At 43.8% G+C, this 15,528-nt stretch carries 13 protein-coding genes; 5 read left to right on the forward strand and 8 right to left on the reverse strand.

Translation table 11 applies throughout. The features are described from left to right. Nucleotides 1-10: 10 nt before the first annotated feature. Nucleotides 11-136: a hypothetical protein gene (locus GLO7428_RS29360; protein ID WP_255348359.1), complete on the reverse strand. Its 126-nt coding sequence runs from the start codon at nucleotides 134-136 to the stop codon at nucleotides 11-13. Between the two features lie 268 nt (nucleotides 137-404). Here GLO7428_RS29360 and GLO7428_RS01685 point away from each other — a divergent pair, with 268 nt between their 5' ends. Both GLO7428_RS01685 and ftsZ read left to right on the forward strand, forming a co-directional pair. Beyond that, nucleotides 405-1,196 (forward strand): cell division protein FtsQ/DivIB, encoded by a 792-nt coding sequence (locus GLO7428_RS01685; RefSeq protein ID WP_196797442.1) that lies wholly within the window; start codon nucleotides 405-407, stop codon nucleotides 1,194-1,196. Between the two features lie 871 nt (nucleotides 1,197-2,067). After that, complete coding sequence (gene ftsZ, locus GLO7428_RS01690; protein ID WP_015186821.1) at nucleotides 2,068-3,339, forward strand: cell division protein FtsZ; 1,272 nt, start codon at nucleotides 2,068-2,070, stop codon at nucleotides 3,337-3,339. Between the two features lie 27 nt (nucleotides 3,340-3,366). On the opposite strand, the gene gshB is transcribed toward ftsZ, so the two are convergent. The 7 genes from gshB to grpE all read right to left on the reverse strand — a co-directional run bounded on the left by gshB (nucleotide 3,367) and on the right by grpE (nucleotide 10,579). Next, entirely contained in the window at nucleotides 3,367-4,338 is a 972-nt protein-coding gene (gene gshB / locus GLO7428_RS01695) for a glutathione synthase (protein WP_015186822.1), read from the reverse strand. Nucleotides 4,339-4,345: 7 nt separating this feature from the next. After that, nucleotides 4,346-4,606, reverse strand: coding sequence for a glutaredoxin 3 (gene grxC, locus GLO7428_RS01700; RefSeq protein WP_015186823.1), 261 nt, complete (start codon nucleotides 4,604-4,606; stop codon nucleotides 4,346-4,348). Between the two features lie 176 nt (nucleotides 4,607-4,782). Next, nucleotides 4,783-5,871: a small ribosomal subunit biogenesis GTPase RsgA gene (gene rsgA / locus GLO7428_RS01705; RefSeq protein WP_015186824.1), complete on the reverse strand. Its 1,089-nt coding sequence runs from the start codon at nucleotides 5,869-5,871 to the stop codon at nucleotides 4,783-4,785. A gap of 69 nt (nucleotides 5,872-5,940) precedes the next feature. Beyond that, nucleotides 5,941-6,228: a sulfurtransferase TusA family protein gene (locus GLO7428_RS01710; RefSeq protein WP_015186825.1), complete on the reverse strand. Its 288-nt coding sequence runs from the start codon at nucleotides 6,226-6,228 to the stop codon at nucleotides 5,941-5,943. Beyond that, nucleotides 6,225-7,352, reverse strand: coding sequence for a molecular chaperone DnaJ (gene dnaJ / locus GLO7428_RS01715; RefSeq protein ID WP_015186826.1), 1,128 nt, complete (start codon nucleotides 7,350-7,352; stop codon nucleotides 6,225-6,227). The genes GLO7428_RS01710 and dnaJ overlap by 4 nt, the downstream gene beginning before the upstream one ends. Nucleotides 7,353-7,748: 396 nt before the next feature. After that, a complete protein-coding gene (dnaK, locus tag GLO7428_RS01720) occupies nucleotides 7,749-9,722 on the reverse strand; it encodes a molecular chaperone DnaK (RefSeq protein WP_015186827.1) in 1,974 nt (657 codons plus the stop codon). A 167-nt stretch (nucleotides 9,723-9,889) separates the two neighbouring features. Then, complete coding sequence (gene grpE, locus GLO7428_RS01725) at nucleotides 9,890-10,579, reverse strand: nucleotide exchange factor GrpE (protein ID WP_015186828.1); 690 nt, start codon at nucleotides 10,577-10,579, stop codon at nucleotides 9,890-9,892. A gap of 262 nt (nucleotides 10,580-10,841) precedes the next feature. Between grpE and GLO7428_RS01730 the strand changes: the two genes are divergently transcribed. The 3 genes from GLO7428_RS01730 (at nucleotide 10,842) to GLO7428_RS01740 (ending at nucleotide 15,515) form a co-directional block, all read left to right on the forward strand. Next, a complete protein-coding gene (locus tag GLO7428_RS01730) occupies nucleotides 10,842-12,842 on the forward strand; it encodes a GspE/PulE family protein (RefSeq protein ID WP_015186829.1) in 2,001 nt (666 codons plus the stop codon). A gap of 43 nt (nucleotides 12,843-12,885) precedes the next feature. Continuing rightward, on the forward strand, nucleotides 12,886-14,022 hold the full coding sequence (locus tag GLO7428_RS01735; RefSeq protein WP_015186830.1) for a type IV pilus twitching motility protein PilT: 1,137 nt from the start codon (nucleotides 12,886-12,888) through the stop codon (nucleotides 14,020-14,022). A 269-nt stretch (nucleotides 14,023-14,291) separates the two neighbouring features. Next, complete coding sequence (locus GLO7428_RS01740; RefSeq protein WP_015186831.1) at nucleotides 14,292-15,515, forward strand: type II secretion system F family protein; 1,224 nt, start codon at nucleotides 14,292-14,294, stop codon at nucleotides 15,513-15,515. Nucleotides 15,516-15,528: the final 13 nt, after the last annotated feature.

The raw sequence follows: 15,528 nt of genomic DNA on the forward strand, positions 1-15,528 counted from the left end.
CATGGAAGTCTTAGTAGCTTGTGCGCCTTCCTAACTTGTCTAGGAAAACGGCATAGGCATTCGTGCCAAATACCGCAAAATTACTGAATGACCAGCAGCGATCGCAAATTAAATTCAGTGGTTTTACCGTAGACACTCTATGACAACTTCCACAAAAGTGATACTCACGACGCAATAATCATGTCAAAAGCATCATCAACGTTAATAAATACTTAAAGTTTTCTTGTACGGTGCATCAGTTTTGTTTTGTTATGAACTTTGCATCGTCTCATACAAGATCTAAAATATCCAGAACGATATGCAAAGGTTGAAACACGAGTTATCTTTTGTAGAACTGCTAGTAGTGAGGTAGGATGACCAGCATCGAATCAGTTTCTCGCTCGGACTTAGAGCAAAGACGAAAAATGTTGCGTACTCACAGACGCCTCAAAATGTTACACGCTGCATGGCAAACATTGGCAGTTGGTGGAATCCTCGGTGGCTTAGTTTGGGCTACGACTCGACCGATTTGGGTATTACGCGAGTCTGGACAAGTGACGATCGAAGGAAACCAACTCCTTGCAACACAAGCAATTAAATCATTGTTACCAATTACCTACCCACAGTCATTATTGCGAATTCAACCTGAAGCGATCGCCAAAACGCTGGAATCGCAACCCACGATCGCCGATGCAAATGTGACGCGCGAATTGTTTCCCCCAAGTTTACGCGTCCAAGTTACCGAAAGAATTCCGGTGGCGATCGCCTACATTAGACCACCCCAAACTGTGACAACCGACACGCAAGCTAACATGGGATTTGTCGATGCGCAGGGAGTGTGGATTCCTTTTCAAACTTATGCTGCCCAATCTACAAATTTGAAACTACCACAATTAAAAGTCATTGGTCCCTGGGAACGTTATCAGTCTTATTGGGCTTCAGTATATCAAGGTGTTAGTCGTAGCCCTGTTAAAATAACCGAAATTGACTGTCAAGATCCTACGAATATTATTCTTAAAACTGAATTAGGAATTGTGCATCTTGGTGCCTATAGTTCGAGACTCAATCAGCAACTACAAGTCCTCGATCAAATGCGGCAACTTCCTCAACAATTAAATCCTAGTCAAATTGCCTACATTGATATCTCTAATCCTGATACGCCTACAGTACAAATGAACCAATTAGAAACGGTTAATCCTGATACGCCACAGCAGTGAGGTTGGTGCCAATATTGTCGAGATATATGAGCAGAGTTTTTGCGTTTTTCTACCTGCAATGTTCCTCAAAGTTTAGAGCGAACTATCTTGTAAACCAAGCATAGTAAACTTATTTAAAAAGTTTTAATACTGACAAATTTATGATTAAAATTATTATTTGTTAAAGTAAAAAGAGTTGATTATGTTTAAAAACAACATAGCTAATATGCATTTTTGTATTTTTTAATTAAATTGATGAGAAGGATAGTGTAGGCTATTTCTTAGGCAGCATATCGCCTTCTCAATTGTCGAAAGCCCCTCGGCGGTCGTGAAAACTGTGTAGCAGTGCATGAAAAAGTAAAAGGTATTTGCAAGCGAAACTAACTACATGACAAGATTTTACAGAAAATTTAATGAACTAACCACCAACTCATCGCCAATTAAAGTAGCGGGGAAATCCCACTAGCAAACTCGTTCCATCGAAACTATCAGCGCTACACTTTAGATTGAAAAGTAAATAATCTATAAAGGTGAATTTATTAATTCTATTAATTACGCGCAACCCAATCAATTGCCAAAACTTAATATGCCGCCTTGAGTATTTGGCAAAGAGATTTGCTATTTACCAGCAAACCCAATATTATAAATTCGATTAGGAACACCAACGAGAAGAACTAGCAATCTGTATACATTACGATTTTTATAAAGAACTGCATCAATTGGATTGCTGTATTGACTCTATTTTAAACCAGTAACAATAGTAATTCCTTGCGATAGAGCGACATCTACAGTCATACCGAAGATCGATGGCAGAGTCAGAGGCGGTCAACCTATAGTAGACTCTTAGCCAAATCACATCTAAAAAGTTGTTTACATATCCTTGTTCATGCCAATGGTGCTTAATAGTAAAAGAGAGCCTACGGATAAAAGCTCACAATCGACAGGACAGCCAAGCTATTCGCTGACTGTCAACTCGAACAATCCTTTTAACTCCTCAGGGATTCATTTTGGACAAAATTACGATTCCAAAGGAATTCCTGAACCAGACGGTCAATTCGATGATATTGTGCCAGGTCGAGTCGCCAATATTAAAGTTATCGGTGTTGGTGGTGGTGGTGGCAATGCAGTTAACCGGATGATTGCCAGCGAAGTCAGTGGCATTGAGTTTTGGTCAATCAATACAGATGCCCAAGCTTTAACAAATACGTCGGCGACTCGGCGATTACAAATAGGACAAAAGTTGACACGCGGTTTAGGTGCAGGTGGTAATCCCGCGATCGGTCAAAAAGCTGCCGAGGAATCTCGCGAGGAAATTGCTGCGGCTTTAGAAAATGCTGACCTTGTTTTTATTACCGCAGGTATGGGTGGCGGAACAGGAACAGGTGCAGCACCAATCGTGGCAGAAGTTGCCAAAGAATTAGGCGCATTGACTGTCGGAGTAATTACGCGTCCTTTTATGTTTGAAGGGCGGCGGCGTACCTCACAAGCCGAACAAGGTATCGAAGCACTTCAAAGCCGCGTAGATACACTAATTGTTATCCCCAACGACAAACTGCTTTCTGTGATCTCAGAACAAACACCTGTACAAGAAGCTTTTCGGATTGCGGATGATATCCTCCGGCAAGGCGTACAAGGAATTTCTGATATTATTACAATCCCAGGATTAGTTAACGTTGACTTTGCAGATGTCCGCGCTATTATGGCAGACGCGGGTTCAGCATTGATGGGAATTGGTATTGGTTCTGGCAAATCGCGCGCTAGAGAAGCCGCCAACGCAGCAATTTCCTCACCTCTGCTCGAATCTTCGATTGAAGGAGCTAAAGGCGTTGTTTTTAATATTACTGGTGGTCACGATTTAACTTTACACGAAGTCAATGCCGCAGCTGAGACTATCTATGAAGTCGTAGACCCTAATGCCAATATTATTTTTGGTGCAGTTATCGACGAAAAACTACAAGGTGAAATACGAATTACAGTAATTGCTACAGGATTTTCTACAGAAACTGGTGCTGAACCGCAAGCGAGTACGCGAGTCGTCTCGAAGCCACAACCACAAGCCACACCGAGCGCGCCATCTTCTCCCACAATTGAGATAGAAACAGTAGAAAAGCCAGGTTTGGATATTCCTGAGTTTCTCCAAAGAAGGCGCAATCCTCGGTCTTGAGGCAAAGCGTAGACGTTAAAGCCACGTCTATGCCCGCACCGCTTTTAACTCCAACCACTGAATCACCTGTTCGCCTAAGCGAGTACCCTCTAGACGATCAATTTCCCGAATGCCCGTAGGACTTGTGACGTTGACTTCGGTAAGGTAGCCGCCAATCACATCGATCCCCACAAAATATAAGCCGTCTTGGTGCAATTTCTTGGCAATATCGGCGCACATAGATTGTTCGCGTTCGGTAATGCCAATTTGAGCTACAGTCCCACCTGCTGCCATATTGTTGCGAAACTCATTTCCCGACGAAAGTCGATTGAGTGCGCCAATAGGTTTACCGTTAAGGAGAATAATCCTTTTGTCGCCTTCTTTGGCAGCGGGTAAGTAAGTTTGTACCATAACGGGTACGCTGCCTTGCAAGGTACTTAACTCAACCATCGAGTTAAAATTGCGATCGCCTGCTTCTAAATACAGAATTCCTTCTCCGGCTTTATTTCCCAAAGGTTTCAGAATTGCTGCGCCTTGTGCCTCGACAAACTCGCGAATTGTTTGTTTATTAGAACTGACAATTGTTTCTGGAATCCAGTCGCTAAATTGCAGCGCGTACATCTTTTCGTTAGCTGCCCTGATTCCTTGGGGATCATTGATAACTAAGGTTTTCGCAGAATCGATATAATCTAAAATGTATGTCGCATAAAGGTAGGAAACCGTTACCGGCGGATCAGTACGCATGAAAACAGCATCCATACTTTCTAAAGGGGCGAAAGTGCGATCGCTCAACTCAAACCAGGGATTCTCCACAACCCATCGACCTTGCGCGAGTTGGACAGGTTTTAGCTGCACGCGTTCTAATACAGCCCAAGCTTTACCTGCGACGACACTTAACAAGTTTGCTTGAGTTATCCAAACAGAATGACCTAACGCTTGTGCGGCTTCCATCAAGGCGACGCTCGTATCATGTCCTGGATCGAGCCGTGCAATGGGATCAATAATAAAGGCAAGTTTCATCGCTTTTTTATGCTGCTAATAGTTGATCGAGCTTGCCTTGAAATTCCAATTCGTACAAGTCGTCACAGCCGCCGATATGATGGTCATTAATAAAAATCTGCGGTACCGAACGTCTACCATTCGCGCGTTTTGCCATCTGCGATCGCGCTGTCTCATCACCATCAATCACATATTCTGTAAACTCAACGCCTTTCTCTTTAAGCAAAGCTTTGGCGCGAATACAAAAAGGGCATCGGCTCCATGTGTAAATTTCAATGTTAGGATTCATAAGCTCTTCCAAGGTTGAAACAAAAACCGCTAAGTAATAATTCTTAAACTTTATTTTAAACTGTGTCAGATGCGGTAAGTGGGGATCAATTAATCAAAAAAGAGAGTAGGATTCATGCTAGTTCACTGCATGAGAGCTAAAAATAAACTCTCCCCTGCACCGATGCTCTGTAAAAACTACGACTCCTCGGCTTCTTGGTAAAGTTGCTCTAGCGCTTGATGTTGAGTCCGTCGTGAATGCTGCCGATATTTTGTGTCTAGCTTGGGTTCGTATTGTCTTTTACCGCGCTTCGTTTTCAGTTTCAAACTCGACTCAGGATCAGCTTGCTGATTGATGTGTTCTTGGTACGCGATCGCTTCCTCTAGAAAAGCTAAATAATGCTCGTAGCGTTCCCAATCACCGCGCACTGCACAATTAGGCTCATCACGGTGTAAACAATCGCTAAATTGACAACTTTGTTGCACTAACCGCTGTCGGATCTCTGGAAAATAATTTGCTAACTCGTGTGGGTAACACGTCAAATCCGGTTGATTAAACCCAGGAGTATCTGCGAGTAATCCGCCGTCAGGTAATGTAAAGAGTTCTACATGACGAGTCGTATGTCGCCCGCGACTTAGTTTTCCAGAAACCTCGTTGGTACGCAGGTGAACTGTCGGAATCAAAGCATTAATCAAACTTGATTTTCCCACCCCCGAAGGTCCAGCCACCGCAGAAATACGCAGTTTGAGCAGATCGCGTACTTCTGAGATACCGATTCCATCACGTATGCTGATCAATACGGGTTGATAGCCCCATTGCTGTAAGCGATCGCGCCATTGTTGCTGTTGTTCCAGCGTCAGTAAATCGCTTTTGTTAAAACATAAACGTACGCCGAGTCCTGTAGATTCAGCTTTCACCAAAAAGCGACTCAGTTGGTAGGGTTCTAGGGGTGGTTCTGCTAAAGCAAAAACCAAGAGAATTTGCTCAGCATTCGCGATTGGCGGACGATCCAATTGTGATTTTCGCGGCAAAACACCTGCGATCGCGCCTCTACCACCCGCCCAATCAGGTTCCACAATTTCGACGCGATCGCCTACCATAACTTGCTGTCCTAGTTTCTTCAGCCGCGCCCGCCGCGTACATAACAGAAGAGATGAGGGGTGCAAAGAGTGCGGCGAGGGGTCTAAACGTACTTGGTAGTAGTTCGCTTGAACTGCTACTACTGTACCTCTTAACGGTGCATCAGCGTCATTAAGCCTCTCGTTTGATGTCACTTCATTGCTCATTCAATCGTCAAGAAATGCCAGCACAATCTTGACATAGGCATAAAAATATGGTAAAGAGTCTCTTCATTTCTAACCTCCAACCTCTGACTTTTGATCCCTCATGCTGGCATCACCAGGGCGCAGGACTAACAACGCAAAATAACCATTGCATTCGGTAATCTGTTCAACTGGATAACCTGCCATCGTCAAACTATCAGGAACCTGCTCAATTGGCTCGCCAGGGTCTAGCCAAACTTCTAAGCGCGACCCTGGCGGCATTTTTTCCAAACGCAGCTTTGTCCGCACAAAGTTTAGCGGACAAGGAGTACCGCGCAAATCGAGTTGCGCGTGCGGTTGAGATAGCGCGGTTTGATTCATCGCTGGAACAGATTTCCTAAAAACCCTTCTAGACCACCTTTACCGGTGCGATCGCCCTTAATTTTAGCTAACTTCTCCAGCAGTTCTCGTTCTTCGGTCGTAATTTTTGTGGGAATGTCGATCAAAATTGTAATCAAATGATCGCCACGACTCACGGGATTACCTAAGCGCGGAACACCGTGATTTTCGAGTGTAATGACCGTGTTCGGTTGCGTTCCCGCTGGTACGACGAGTTCTTGTGGTCCATCGACGGTGTTTACTTGTATCCGACAGCCTAAAATTGCTTGCAGATAGCTAATTTTGATCTCTGAGAGAATGTTGATGCCTTCGCGTTGAAATTCTGCATCTTCATTCACAAATAAATAAACATACAAATCTCCTGGAGGACCGCTGCGCTGACCTGCATCGCCTTCGCTAGAAATCCTTAAGCGCGTACCATTATCTACCCCAGCCGGAATTGTAATTTTCAGTTTCTTGGTAACTTGGCGGACACCATTACCTTCACAAGCATCGCACTTTTCTTCGATCATCTGTCCTGTGCCATTACACGTAGGACAAGTAGATACTTGGGTAAAACTACCAAAAGGCGTACGTGTCACGCGCCGCACTTGACCGGAACCACTACACGTCGAACAAGTACGCGGTCGAGTTCCTGGTTTTGCACCCGAACCGCTACAAACTTCACACGTTTCTAAGTGCGAAATGCGGATTTCTTTTTCGCCACCAAAAACGGCTTCGCGAAATTCTAATTTGAGATCTAGCCGCAGATCGTCCCCGCGAACCGGACCACTGCGCCGCGATCGCGTTTGTCCTGCACCAGAAAAACCGCTAAAGAAGCTTTCAAACAAATCGGCAAAGCCGCCCATGTCGCCCATATCTTGGAATCCGCCGACTCCAACTCCACCAGCGACACCAGCTTCGCCAAAGCGATCGTAACGCGCGCGGGTTTCGGGTTCAGAAAGCACTTCGTAAGCCCGATTAATTTCTTTAAAGCGCTCCTCTGCTCCCGCCTCCTTGTTCACATCTGGGTGATACTTGCGGGCTAATCGCCGATAGGCGCGCTTGATTTCTTCTTTGTCGGCGTCACGAGAAACACCTAAAATTTCGTAGTAGTCGCGGGCCATAAAGCGCTGCTTTGCTCGAGGTTAGTATTTGTATAAGTCTTAATTTATTTTAGATTATTGACAATCAAGCCATTATTCCCATACTACAACCTTAGTGGGGTACTGATAAGTACGCGATCGTCATTGCATATCATACTTTCTTAGCTTGCTAACAGGTAATGGGTAATTGTTGATAAATAGCCTTGCCGCAGTTTAGCAATTATGGCAGGGGTCAGAGGTCAGAGATCAGTTGACAGTGAACAGTTGACAGTGGACAGCGAAGATTTTCAACTATCAACTGTCAACTGTCAACTATCAACTGTCAACTATCAACTTAGCGTATTCGATGTCCTAACTCTATTGACTAGGGCTATACCAGTTACTAGCCTTTTTCCGCCTATTTTCAGTTAGTTAGTGTTACTCAATCGCTTCATAGTCAGCTGTCACAGTGTAATCTTCATCAAAATCAAAATCTTCTGCAACGGTAGCATTATCTGCGGTGCTGAAATTGCTCGATTCAAAGTCGCCTTTATTTGCCCATACAATACTTTCTTCGGTACTGACTTGTTGATTTGGTGCTTTCTCAGCGTTGTTATAGACATCTGTACCGATCGCAAAGAGTGTTTGTTGAAAGTTATTTAATATTTGCTTGGCTTGCTCGACAGTGATTTCTTCAACAAAGGCGGCGCGTAGTTCCTCAGCTTTTTGGCTTACTTCCAGCTTCAGGCGATCGCTGATTAAGTGTTCGTTATCCTTTAGCGTTGCTTCGTAGTTATACAACAAATCTTCTGCTTGGTTACGCAAAGCAATCATTTCTATACGTTTTTTATCTTGTTCCGCATAGATTTCTGCCTCTTGGCGCATTCGTTCGATTTCAGCAGCGCTTAAACCCCCAGTATTTGTAATGCAAATACTTTGCTCGCGCCCCGTACCTTTGTCTTGAGCCGAAACTTTGAGAATGCCATTGACATCGATTTCAAACGATACCTCAATTTGTGGGATTCCTCGCGGCGCGGGGGGAATTCCGGTTAAGAGGAACTTGCCAAGGCTTTTGTTGTCTTTGGCTAGCGGGCGTTCTCCCTGAAGCACGTGAATTTCTACCGACGATTGACCATCTGTTGCTGTGGAAAAAACCTGCGATTTACTCGTTGGAATCGTCGTATTGCGTTCGATAACTTTTGTAAAGACTTCGCCTAACGTTTCGATGCCAAGCGAAAGCGGTGTAACGTCTAACAGTAAAACATCTTCAACTTCGCCGCCCAATACCCCGCCTTGAATTGCTGCGCCTAAGGCTACTGCTTCATCGGGATTGACCGAACGTTCAGGAGTTTTGCCGTTGAAAAACTTTTGCACCGCATGGGTAACTGCTGGAATGCGCGTGGAACCACCAACCAAGATAATGCGGTCAATATCAGCAGGTTGCAAGCCACTATCTTTCAACGCCTGACTCATAGGTTGGACCGTCGCGGCGATTAAATGGTTGACTAACTCTTCAAATTTAGCGCGCGTCAGTTCCATTTCTAGATGCTTAGGACCACTCGCGTCAGCCGTAATAAAGGGAAGATTGATTGATGTCGTCCCCAGCATCGAAAGTTCAATTTTGGCTTTTTCAGCGGCTTCCCGCAACCGCTGTAGTGCCATTTTGTCTACCGATAAATCAATTTTTTCTTGTTCGTGAAAACAGGCGAGCATCCAGTTAACGATACAGCTATCAAAGTCATCGCCACCAAGATGATTGTTACCAGCCGTTGCTTTGACTTCAAAAACACCGTCTCCCAGCTGTAATATCGAGACATCGAAAGTACCGCCGCCAAGGTCAAATACCAGAATTTTTTGCTCTTGTTCGAGTTTGTCCAAGCCGTAAGCTAAAGCTGCTGCGGTAGGTTCATTGATGATGCGTAGCACTTCTAGTCCAGCAATTGTGCCAGCGTCTTTGGTCGCTTGACGTTGAGCGTCTGTAAAGTACGCTGGTACTGTAATCACAGCTTGGGCGATCGCTTCACCTAAGAAACCTTCGGCATCTTGTTTGAGCTTCCGCAAAATCATTGCGGAAATTTCTTGAGGTGTGTAGGTGCGATCGCGGATTTGGACATCTACGGTATCGTCGCGACCTTTAATACATTTGTATGGCACTCGGCTGCGCTCTGTAGCTGTATCGTCCCAGCGACGTCCGATAAATCGCTTGATGCTATAAATTGTATTCTCGGCATTTGTGACGAGTTGGCGCTTCGCGAGTTGTCCGATTAGGTGATCGCGACCTTTACCAAAACCCACAACGCTGGGAGTTGTTCTTCCCCCCTCTGAATTGGCAATAACCATAGGTTGACCACCTTCTAAGATGGCAACACAACTGTTCGTGGTGCCTAAGTCGATGCCAATGACTTTTCCCATGTTTTCTAGTCGTAAGTGCGATTAGATTTTCAGAGTTTATAGCCGAAGTACAGGTTAGGACACTATAGATGCTCATAGTGATTTCCCTGACCCCTGCTATATTTGACTCTTGGGACAATTGCATCCACGGCGTCGATATTATACGGTTATTGCCAATGTGTGACTGACTACTCAGTGTCTAACGTTGCTGAGGTTTCTCCTGGTTCAGGAGCCGCCGCAACTTTCACTAAAGCATGACGTAAAACGCGATCGCCTAGGAAATATCCCCGAACTAATTCTTCTAACACTGTTCCTTCGGGATGTTCATCCGTAGGTTCACGCATTACGGCTTCATGATAGTTCGGATCAAATGGACTTCCTTCGGAGCGCATTGCAGAAACTCCTAGACGTTTCAAGGTGTCTACCATTTGCTTATAAACGCTTTGGTAGCTTTTATGAATTGTCATTTCCGCGTCAGTTTGAGGCTTGATCTGCGATCGCGCCCGCTCAAAGTTATCGACTACAGGCAACAACTCGGTAATCGTGTCGCGTTTAATTTTCTGCTCAATTTCTTCTTTTTCCTTCTGCATCCGCTTGCGGAAATTCTCAAAATCTGCCCCAATCCTTATATATTGAGAGGTGCGCTCCTCCAACTGCGATTTGAGCGATTCTACCTGTGCTGTTAATTCAGCTAATTGTTGCTGCCCTTGTTCAAAAGCAGCCGCCACAGTATTTTCCTCACCAGTCGTTTCGCCTGATGAGCTTGTGGAGTCTACTACTTGAGCATTTACCTCGGAGTTATCATTCAAATTCATTGTTTCAGCTGAGGTGTTACTCTCTTGTTCTGCGATTTCTGTTTGCTTATCCTCGTCAACCATTATGCACCAATCTTAGATACTCGAAACTGCGTTGTATACTTACTTGTTTCACCGTACCTTTTCTAGGATGCACTAATTACACCCTAAGTAGCAAAACCTAGCGTAATTTTTTAGGAGTGTGGGAGAGTGGGAGCGTTGGACAGACCAAAATACTATTTTACCCTCCTACCCACTGCCCTCTGCTCCAACTCATTGCGTTACATAGCAACTTTGCGAGAGTTTCTGGGAATACTCTTATGTGGAAACATTTCACGACTGATGTATGACCTACTCCCCCTCACAGCGGCGTGCCCTGATCGTCAAAAATGACTTTTCTCCTTTCGGCAATAAGGTGATTGAGTCGGGGTATGTCAGCAATGAACAGATGCAGCAAGCTCTGAGCGAAAGTCGTAAATCAAAAAGACCTATTATTGAAGTTTTAGAATCGCTGACTGGACGTCAACTATCACCCGACTTACTAAGGTTTTACAAAAAACAGCAACTTTTTGAACTCAAAATTGTTTACGGGGTTGAATTTATCGACCCTGAGATTAATCAAATCGCTACCAATCAAGTTGCGAATTTAATCGACACGCTGATTCCGGTGGATATTTGCCGCCGTTTTCAATTAATTCCTTTATCGCAAACTGCTGATCCTCCTTCAGTGTTAGTCGCGATGGTCGATCCTGACCATCTTGAAGCGCAGGATAATTTGACTCGAATTCTCCGTCCCAAGAGCTTAGGATGGCAACGCATCGGGATTACACAAGAAGACTTTCAACAGTTGCTGGCGAAATACCTCGATGCCCAAGTCGAACAGCAAAAACAGCGAGAAATTCAAAAATCAGTTGATGTTCAATCAGAAATCGAAGGTTTAGAAGGCTTTGATTTACAAAATGCTAACGATGAAATTGAAGCCGATTTAGGCGCAGCGATTCAAAATGCTGAAGCAGCACCTGTCATTGCTTTAGTCAATAAAATTCTTGTTAAGGCGCTGCAAGAAAAAGTTTCAGACATTCACATCGAACCGCAAGAAGAACATCTCCGAATTCGCTTTCGCAAGGATGGCGTTTTACGTCAAGCGTTCGAGCCATTACCTAAGAAAATTGTTGCTGCGGTTGTCGCGCGTTTTAAAATTATTTCTGAATTGGACATCGCTGAACGAAGGATGCCCCAAGATGGACGAATTCGGCGCGTATTTGAAGGACGTAAAGTAGACTTTCGCGTTAGTACGCTACCGAGTCGTTACGGTGAGAAGGTTGTCTTACGAATTTTAGATAACTCAGCAACTCAACTTGGTTTAGATAAGCTGATCAGTGATGAAGAAAGTTTACAGATCGTCCGTGAAATGGCGAGTCGTCCGTTTGGATTACTGTTAGTGACAGGACCAACAGGTTCGGGAAAATCAACAACTTTGTATTCGATCTTGGCAGAACGTAACGAACCAGGAGTCAATATTAGTACCGCTGAAGATCCGATTGAGTATTCGTTACCAGGAATTACTCAAGTACAAGTCATTCGCGATAAAGGGATGGATTTTGCCTCGATTTTGCGGTCATTTTTGCGGCAAGATCCTGATGTAATTCTTGTCGGTGAGACGCGCGATCGCGAAACCGCTAAAACCGCAATTGAAGCCGCACTGACAGGACACTTAGTATTGACAACACTTCATACAAATGACGCCGCAGGTGCGATCGCTCGCCTAGATGAAATGGGTGTTGAGCCTTTTATGGTATCAGGAGCCTTACTCGGTGTTGTTGCTCAGCGTTTGGTGAGGCGTGTCTGTTCAACGTGTCGCATTCCCTATACGCCTTCTTCTACCGAATTAGCGCGCTTTGGCTTAACAAGTTCGCAAGACAGCGGTGTCACTTTTTATAAAGCGAAAACTCTACAGCCTGAAGAAGTAGCAATTGCGAAGAGTCAAGGTGAACTTTGTCCTGACTGTAACGGCGTTGGTTACAAAGGACGTTGTGGGGTGTATGAAGTGATGCGGATTAATCAACGGCTGCAAACTTTAATTACCGAAGGCGCACCCACCGAACGCATCAAAGAAGTCGCGGTGGAAGATGGGATGAAAACGCTACTGTCTTATAGCCTTGACCTTGTGCGGCGAGGTTTGACCACACTCGAAGAAGTTGAACGCGTTACCTTTACAGATTCTGGTTTAGAAGCAGAACTCAAAGCCAAACGCAAGAGTTCTTTAGAATGTCGGACTTGTAACGCAGAGTTACAACCAGAGTGGCTAGAATGTCCCTACTGTATGACACCGCGTTTTCAAGATTGAAGAGCAATTTAGTCAACGACTCAAGAATTAGGAGATCAATACGATGGATTACATGATTGAAGACCTTATGGAGCAAGTTATTGCTTGCGGAGGCTCCGATTTACACATTTCTACTGGTTTACCTCCTTATATCCGTATCAGTGGCAAGTTGACTCCTACAGAGTACGAACCGTTAACGGCGGAACAATGCCAGCGGTTGATTTTTACGATGTTAAATAATACACAGCGCAAGCACCTTGAGCAAAACTGGGAACTTGATTGCTCTTATGGAGTGCGAGGCTTAGCACGTTTTCGTGTCAATGTTTACAAAGATCGCGGCACTTACGCAGCGTGTTTGCGGGCGCTTTCTTCCCAAATTCCCAGTATGGATGCGTTGAAGCTACCAGATATTGTGCGGGAAGTTTCGGAAAAGCCAAGGGGATTAGTTTTAGTTACAGGTCCAACAGGTTCTGGGAAGTCAACAACGTTGGCGTCAATGATTAACAACATTAATATGACGCGATCGGAACACATCTTAACGATTGAAGACCCGATTGAATTCGTTTACGAACCGATTCAAAGCTTAATTCATCAACGTCAAATCGGGGAAGATACCAAAAGTTTTGCTAATGCTTTGAGAGCAGCGTTACGCGAAGATCCTGATGTGATTCTTGTCGGTGAAATGCGTGACTTAGAAACAATTTCGCTAGCAATTTCTGCGGCGGAAACAGGTCACTTGGTATTTGGCACATTGCATACAAGTTCGGCAGCGCAGACGGTTGACCGGATGGTGGATGTTTTTTCGCCTGAACAACAACAGCAAATCCGCGTTCAGTTATCTAACTCGCTCGTAGCTGTATTTAGTCAAACGCTGGTACCGCGCAAAAATCCTAAACCAGGTGAATTTGGCAGAGTCATGGCGCAAGAAATCATGATTGTGACTCCGGCGATCGCAAACTTAATTCGCGAAGGCAAAACCTCTCAAATCTACTCAGCAATTCAAACGGGTGGAAAACTAGGAATGCAAACACTAGAAAAAGTTCTTGCTGATTTATATAAAGCCGGAACGATTTCTTTGGAAGCAGCAATGTCTAAAACCTCAAAACCTGATGAGTTACAGCGCCTGATTGGTGGTAATATACCCTCAGCACAGACAATGGCAGCTAGATCAGCTTCGGGTAAACCTGTACTTGTAAATTAAGTTTTTTCAGTAAATAATTGACGGCTAATAGTTCATTGATGAGTTTCTTTCAAAAGCTTATTATTCCTACTTTGTTTTGAGCTATTAGCTACTTTTTTAGAAGTTATGTGGAGTGGACAACCAATTACCTAAGCTGAGTATATTATAGTAGATAAGGTATTTCAGCTACATTATTGAGTTTCAAGTTAATAAATTAGCAAAAGTTTTCTACTTGAATTAAATATCTTTACTTTTATTATTCATTGCCTAGAATTCTGTCACAATAAGTTATGCCTACCTACGTTGCTAGCGTTAGAGACTCGAAAGGACAACTTAGAAAAGAGAAAGTCATAGCAAACTCTCCGAGTGAGGCGCGTTCGAGTTTAAGAAATCAAGGTTTGTTCATTCAAGAAATTAAACAATCTTCAGAGCTAGACCTGAGCAAAATTGATTTTCAGAAAATTACATTAATTTTATCAAAAGTTTCTGTTAAAGATAAAGCAGTATTTTCACGACAATTTTCTGCGTTAGTCAATGCCGGAGTAGCAATTGTCAGAAGCTTGAGTGTATTAGCGGAGCAGTGTTCTAACCCTAAGCTCAAAAAAGCTTTATTAGAAATAAGCTCTGACGTGCAACAAGGTGTTAACCTTTCTGAAGCAATGCGCAAGCATCCCGATTGCTTCGATAACTTGTATGTCAGTATGGTTCAAGCTGGGGAAGTCGGCGGCGTACTCGATGAAGTTTTAAATCGATTATCTAAGTTACTTGAGGATATAGCACGGCTACAAAATCAAATTAAATCAGCGTTAGCTTATCCTGTTGTTGTCGGTTTATTAGCACTTGCTATTTTCATTGGAATGACAGTTTTTCTAATTCCAATTTTCGCAAATATTTTTAAAGATTTAGGAACAGAACTACCAGCATTGACACAATTTATGTTAGGTATTAGTGCCTTCATTCAAGGCTTCTGGTGGATGATTCCCATCATAATTGTTGCGTTTGGCTTTGCTTACCGTAATTACTATAAAACTCGAATTGGCAGAGAAACCATCGATCGTCTTTCTTTAAAAATGCCGCTATTTGGCGATTTGATTCAAAAGTCAGCAGTTGCACGTTTTAGCCGTACTTTTGGTGCTTTAACGCGTTCGGGAGTCCCCATTTTGACTGCTTTGGAAATTGTGCGGGATACAGCCGGAAACCAAGTCATTGCGAATGCGGTAGATGCATCGCGACAAGATATTCAACAAGGGGGAATGATTAGTATTGCTTTGCAAAAAGAGCGCGTCTTTCCACCTATGGCAATTCAAATGATTAGTATTGGCGAGGAAACCGGAGAACTCGATCAAATGCTGATGAAAGTTGCGGATTTTTATGAAGATGAAGTCGAGCAAGCAGTCAAAGCACTGACAAGTATTTTAGAACCTTTAATGATTGTTGTTCTAGGTGGGATGGTTGGCTTGATTTTGCTTTCTATGTATCTACCTATGTTTAAGGTGTTTGAAAGTTTAGGTTAGATCTACAGAAAAT

It is taken from the genome of Gloeocapsa sp. PCC 7428 (assembly GCF_000317555.1).
GTDB lineage: Bacteria > Cyanobacteriota > Cyanobacteriia > Cyanobacteriales > Chroococcidiopsidaceae > Chroogloeocystis.

Bases quoted from the DNA above. Each gene is read 5' to 3' on its own strand.
- GLO7428_RS01685 (WP_196797442.1), top strand. From the start codon at position 405: ATGTTGCGTACTCACAGACGCCTCAAAATGTTACACGCTGCATGGCAA.
- ftsZ (WP_015186821.1), top strand. From the start codon at position 2,068: ATGGTGCTTAATAGTAAAAGAGAGCCTACGGATAAAAGCTCACAATCG.
- gshB (WP_015186822.1), bottom strand. From the start codon at position 4,338: ATGAAACTTGCCTTTATTATTGATCCCATTGCACGGCTCGATCCAGGA.
- grxC (WP_015186823.1), bottom strand. From the start codon at position 4,606: ATGAATCCTAACATTGAAATTTACACATGGAGCCGATGCCCTTTTTGT.
- rsgA (WP_015186824.1), bottom strand. From the start codon at position 5,871: ATGAGCAATGAAGTGACATCAAACGAGAGGCTTAATGACGCTGATGCA.
- GLO7428_RS01710 (WP_015186825.1), bottom strand. From the start codon at position 6,228: ATGAATCAAACCGCGCTATCTCAACCGCACGCGCAACTCGATTTGCGC.
- dnaJ (WP_015186826.1), bottom strand. From the start codon at position 7,352: ATGGCCCGCGACTACTACGAAATTTTAGGTGTTTCTCGTGACGCCGAC.
- dnaK (WP_015186827.1), bottom strand. From the start codon at position 9,722: ATGGGAAAAGTCATTGGCATCGACTTAGGCACCACGAACAGTTGTGTT.
- grpE (WP_015186828.1), bottom strand. From the start codon at position 10,579: ATGGTTGACGAGGATAAGCAAACAGAAATCGCAGAACAAGAGAGTAAC.
- GLO7428_RS01730 (WP_015186829.1), top strand. From the start codon at position 10,842: ATGACCTACTCCCCCTCACAGCGGCGTGCCCTGATCGTCAAAAATGAC.
- GLO7428_RS01735 (WP_015186830.1), top strand. From the start codon at position 12,886: ATGGATTACATGATTGAAGACCTTATGGAGCAAGTTATTGCTTGCGGA.
- GLO7428_RS01740 (WP_015186831.1), top strand. From the start codon at position 14,292: ATGCCTACCTACGTTGCTAGCGTTAGAGACTCGAAAGGACAACTTAGA.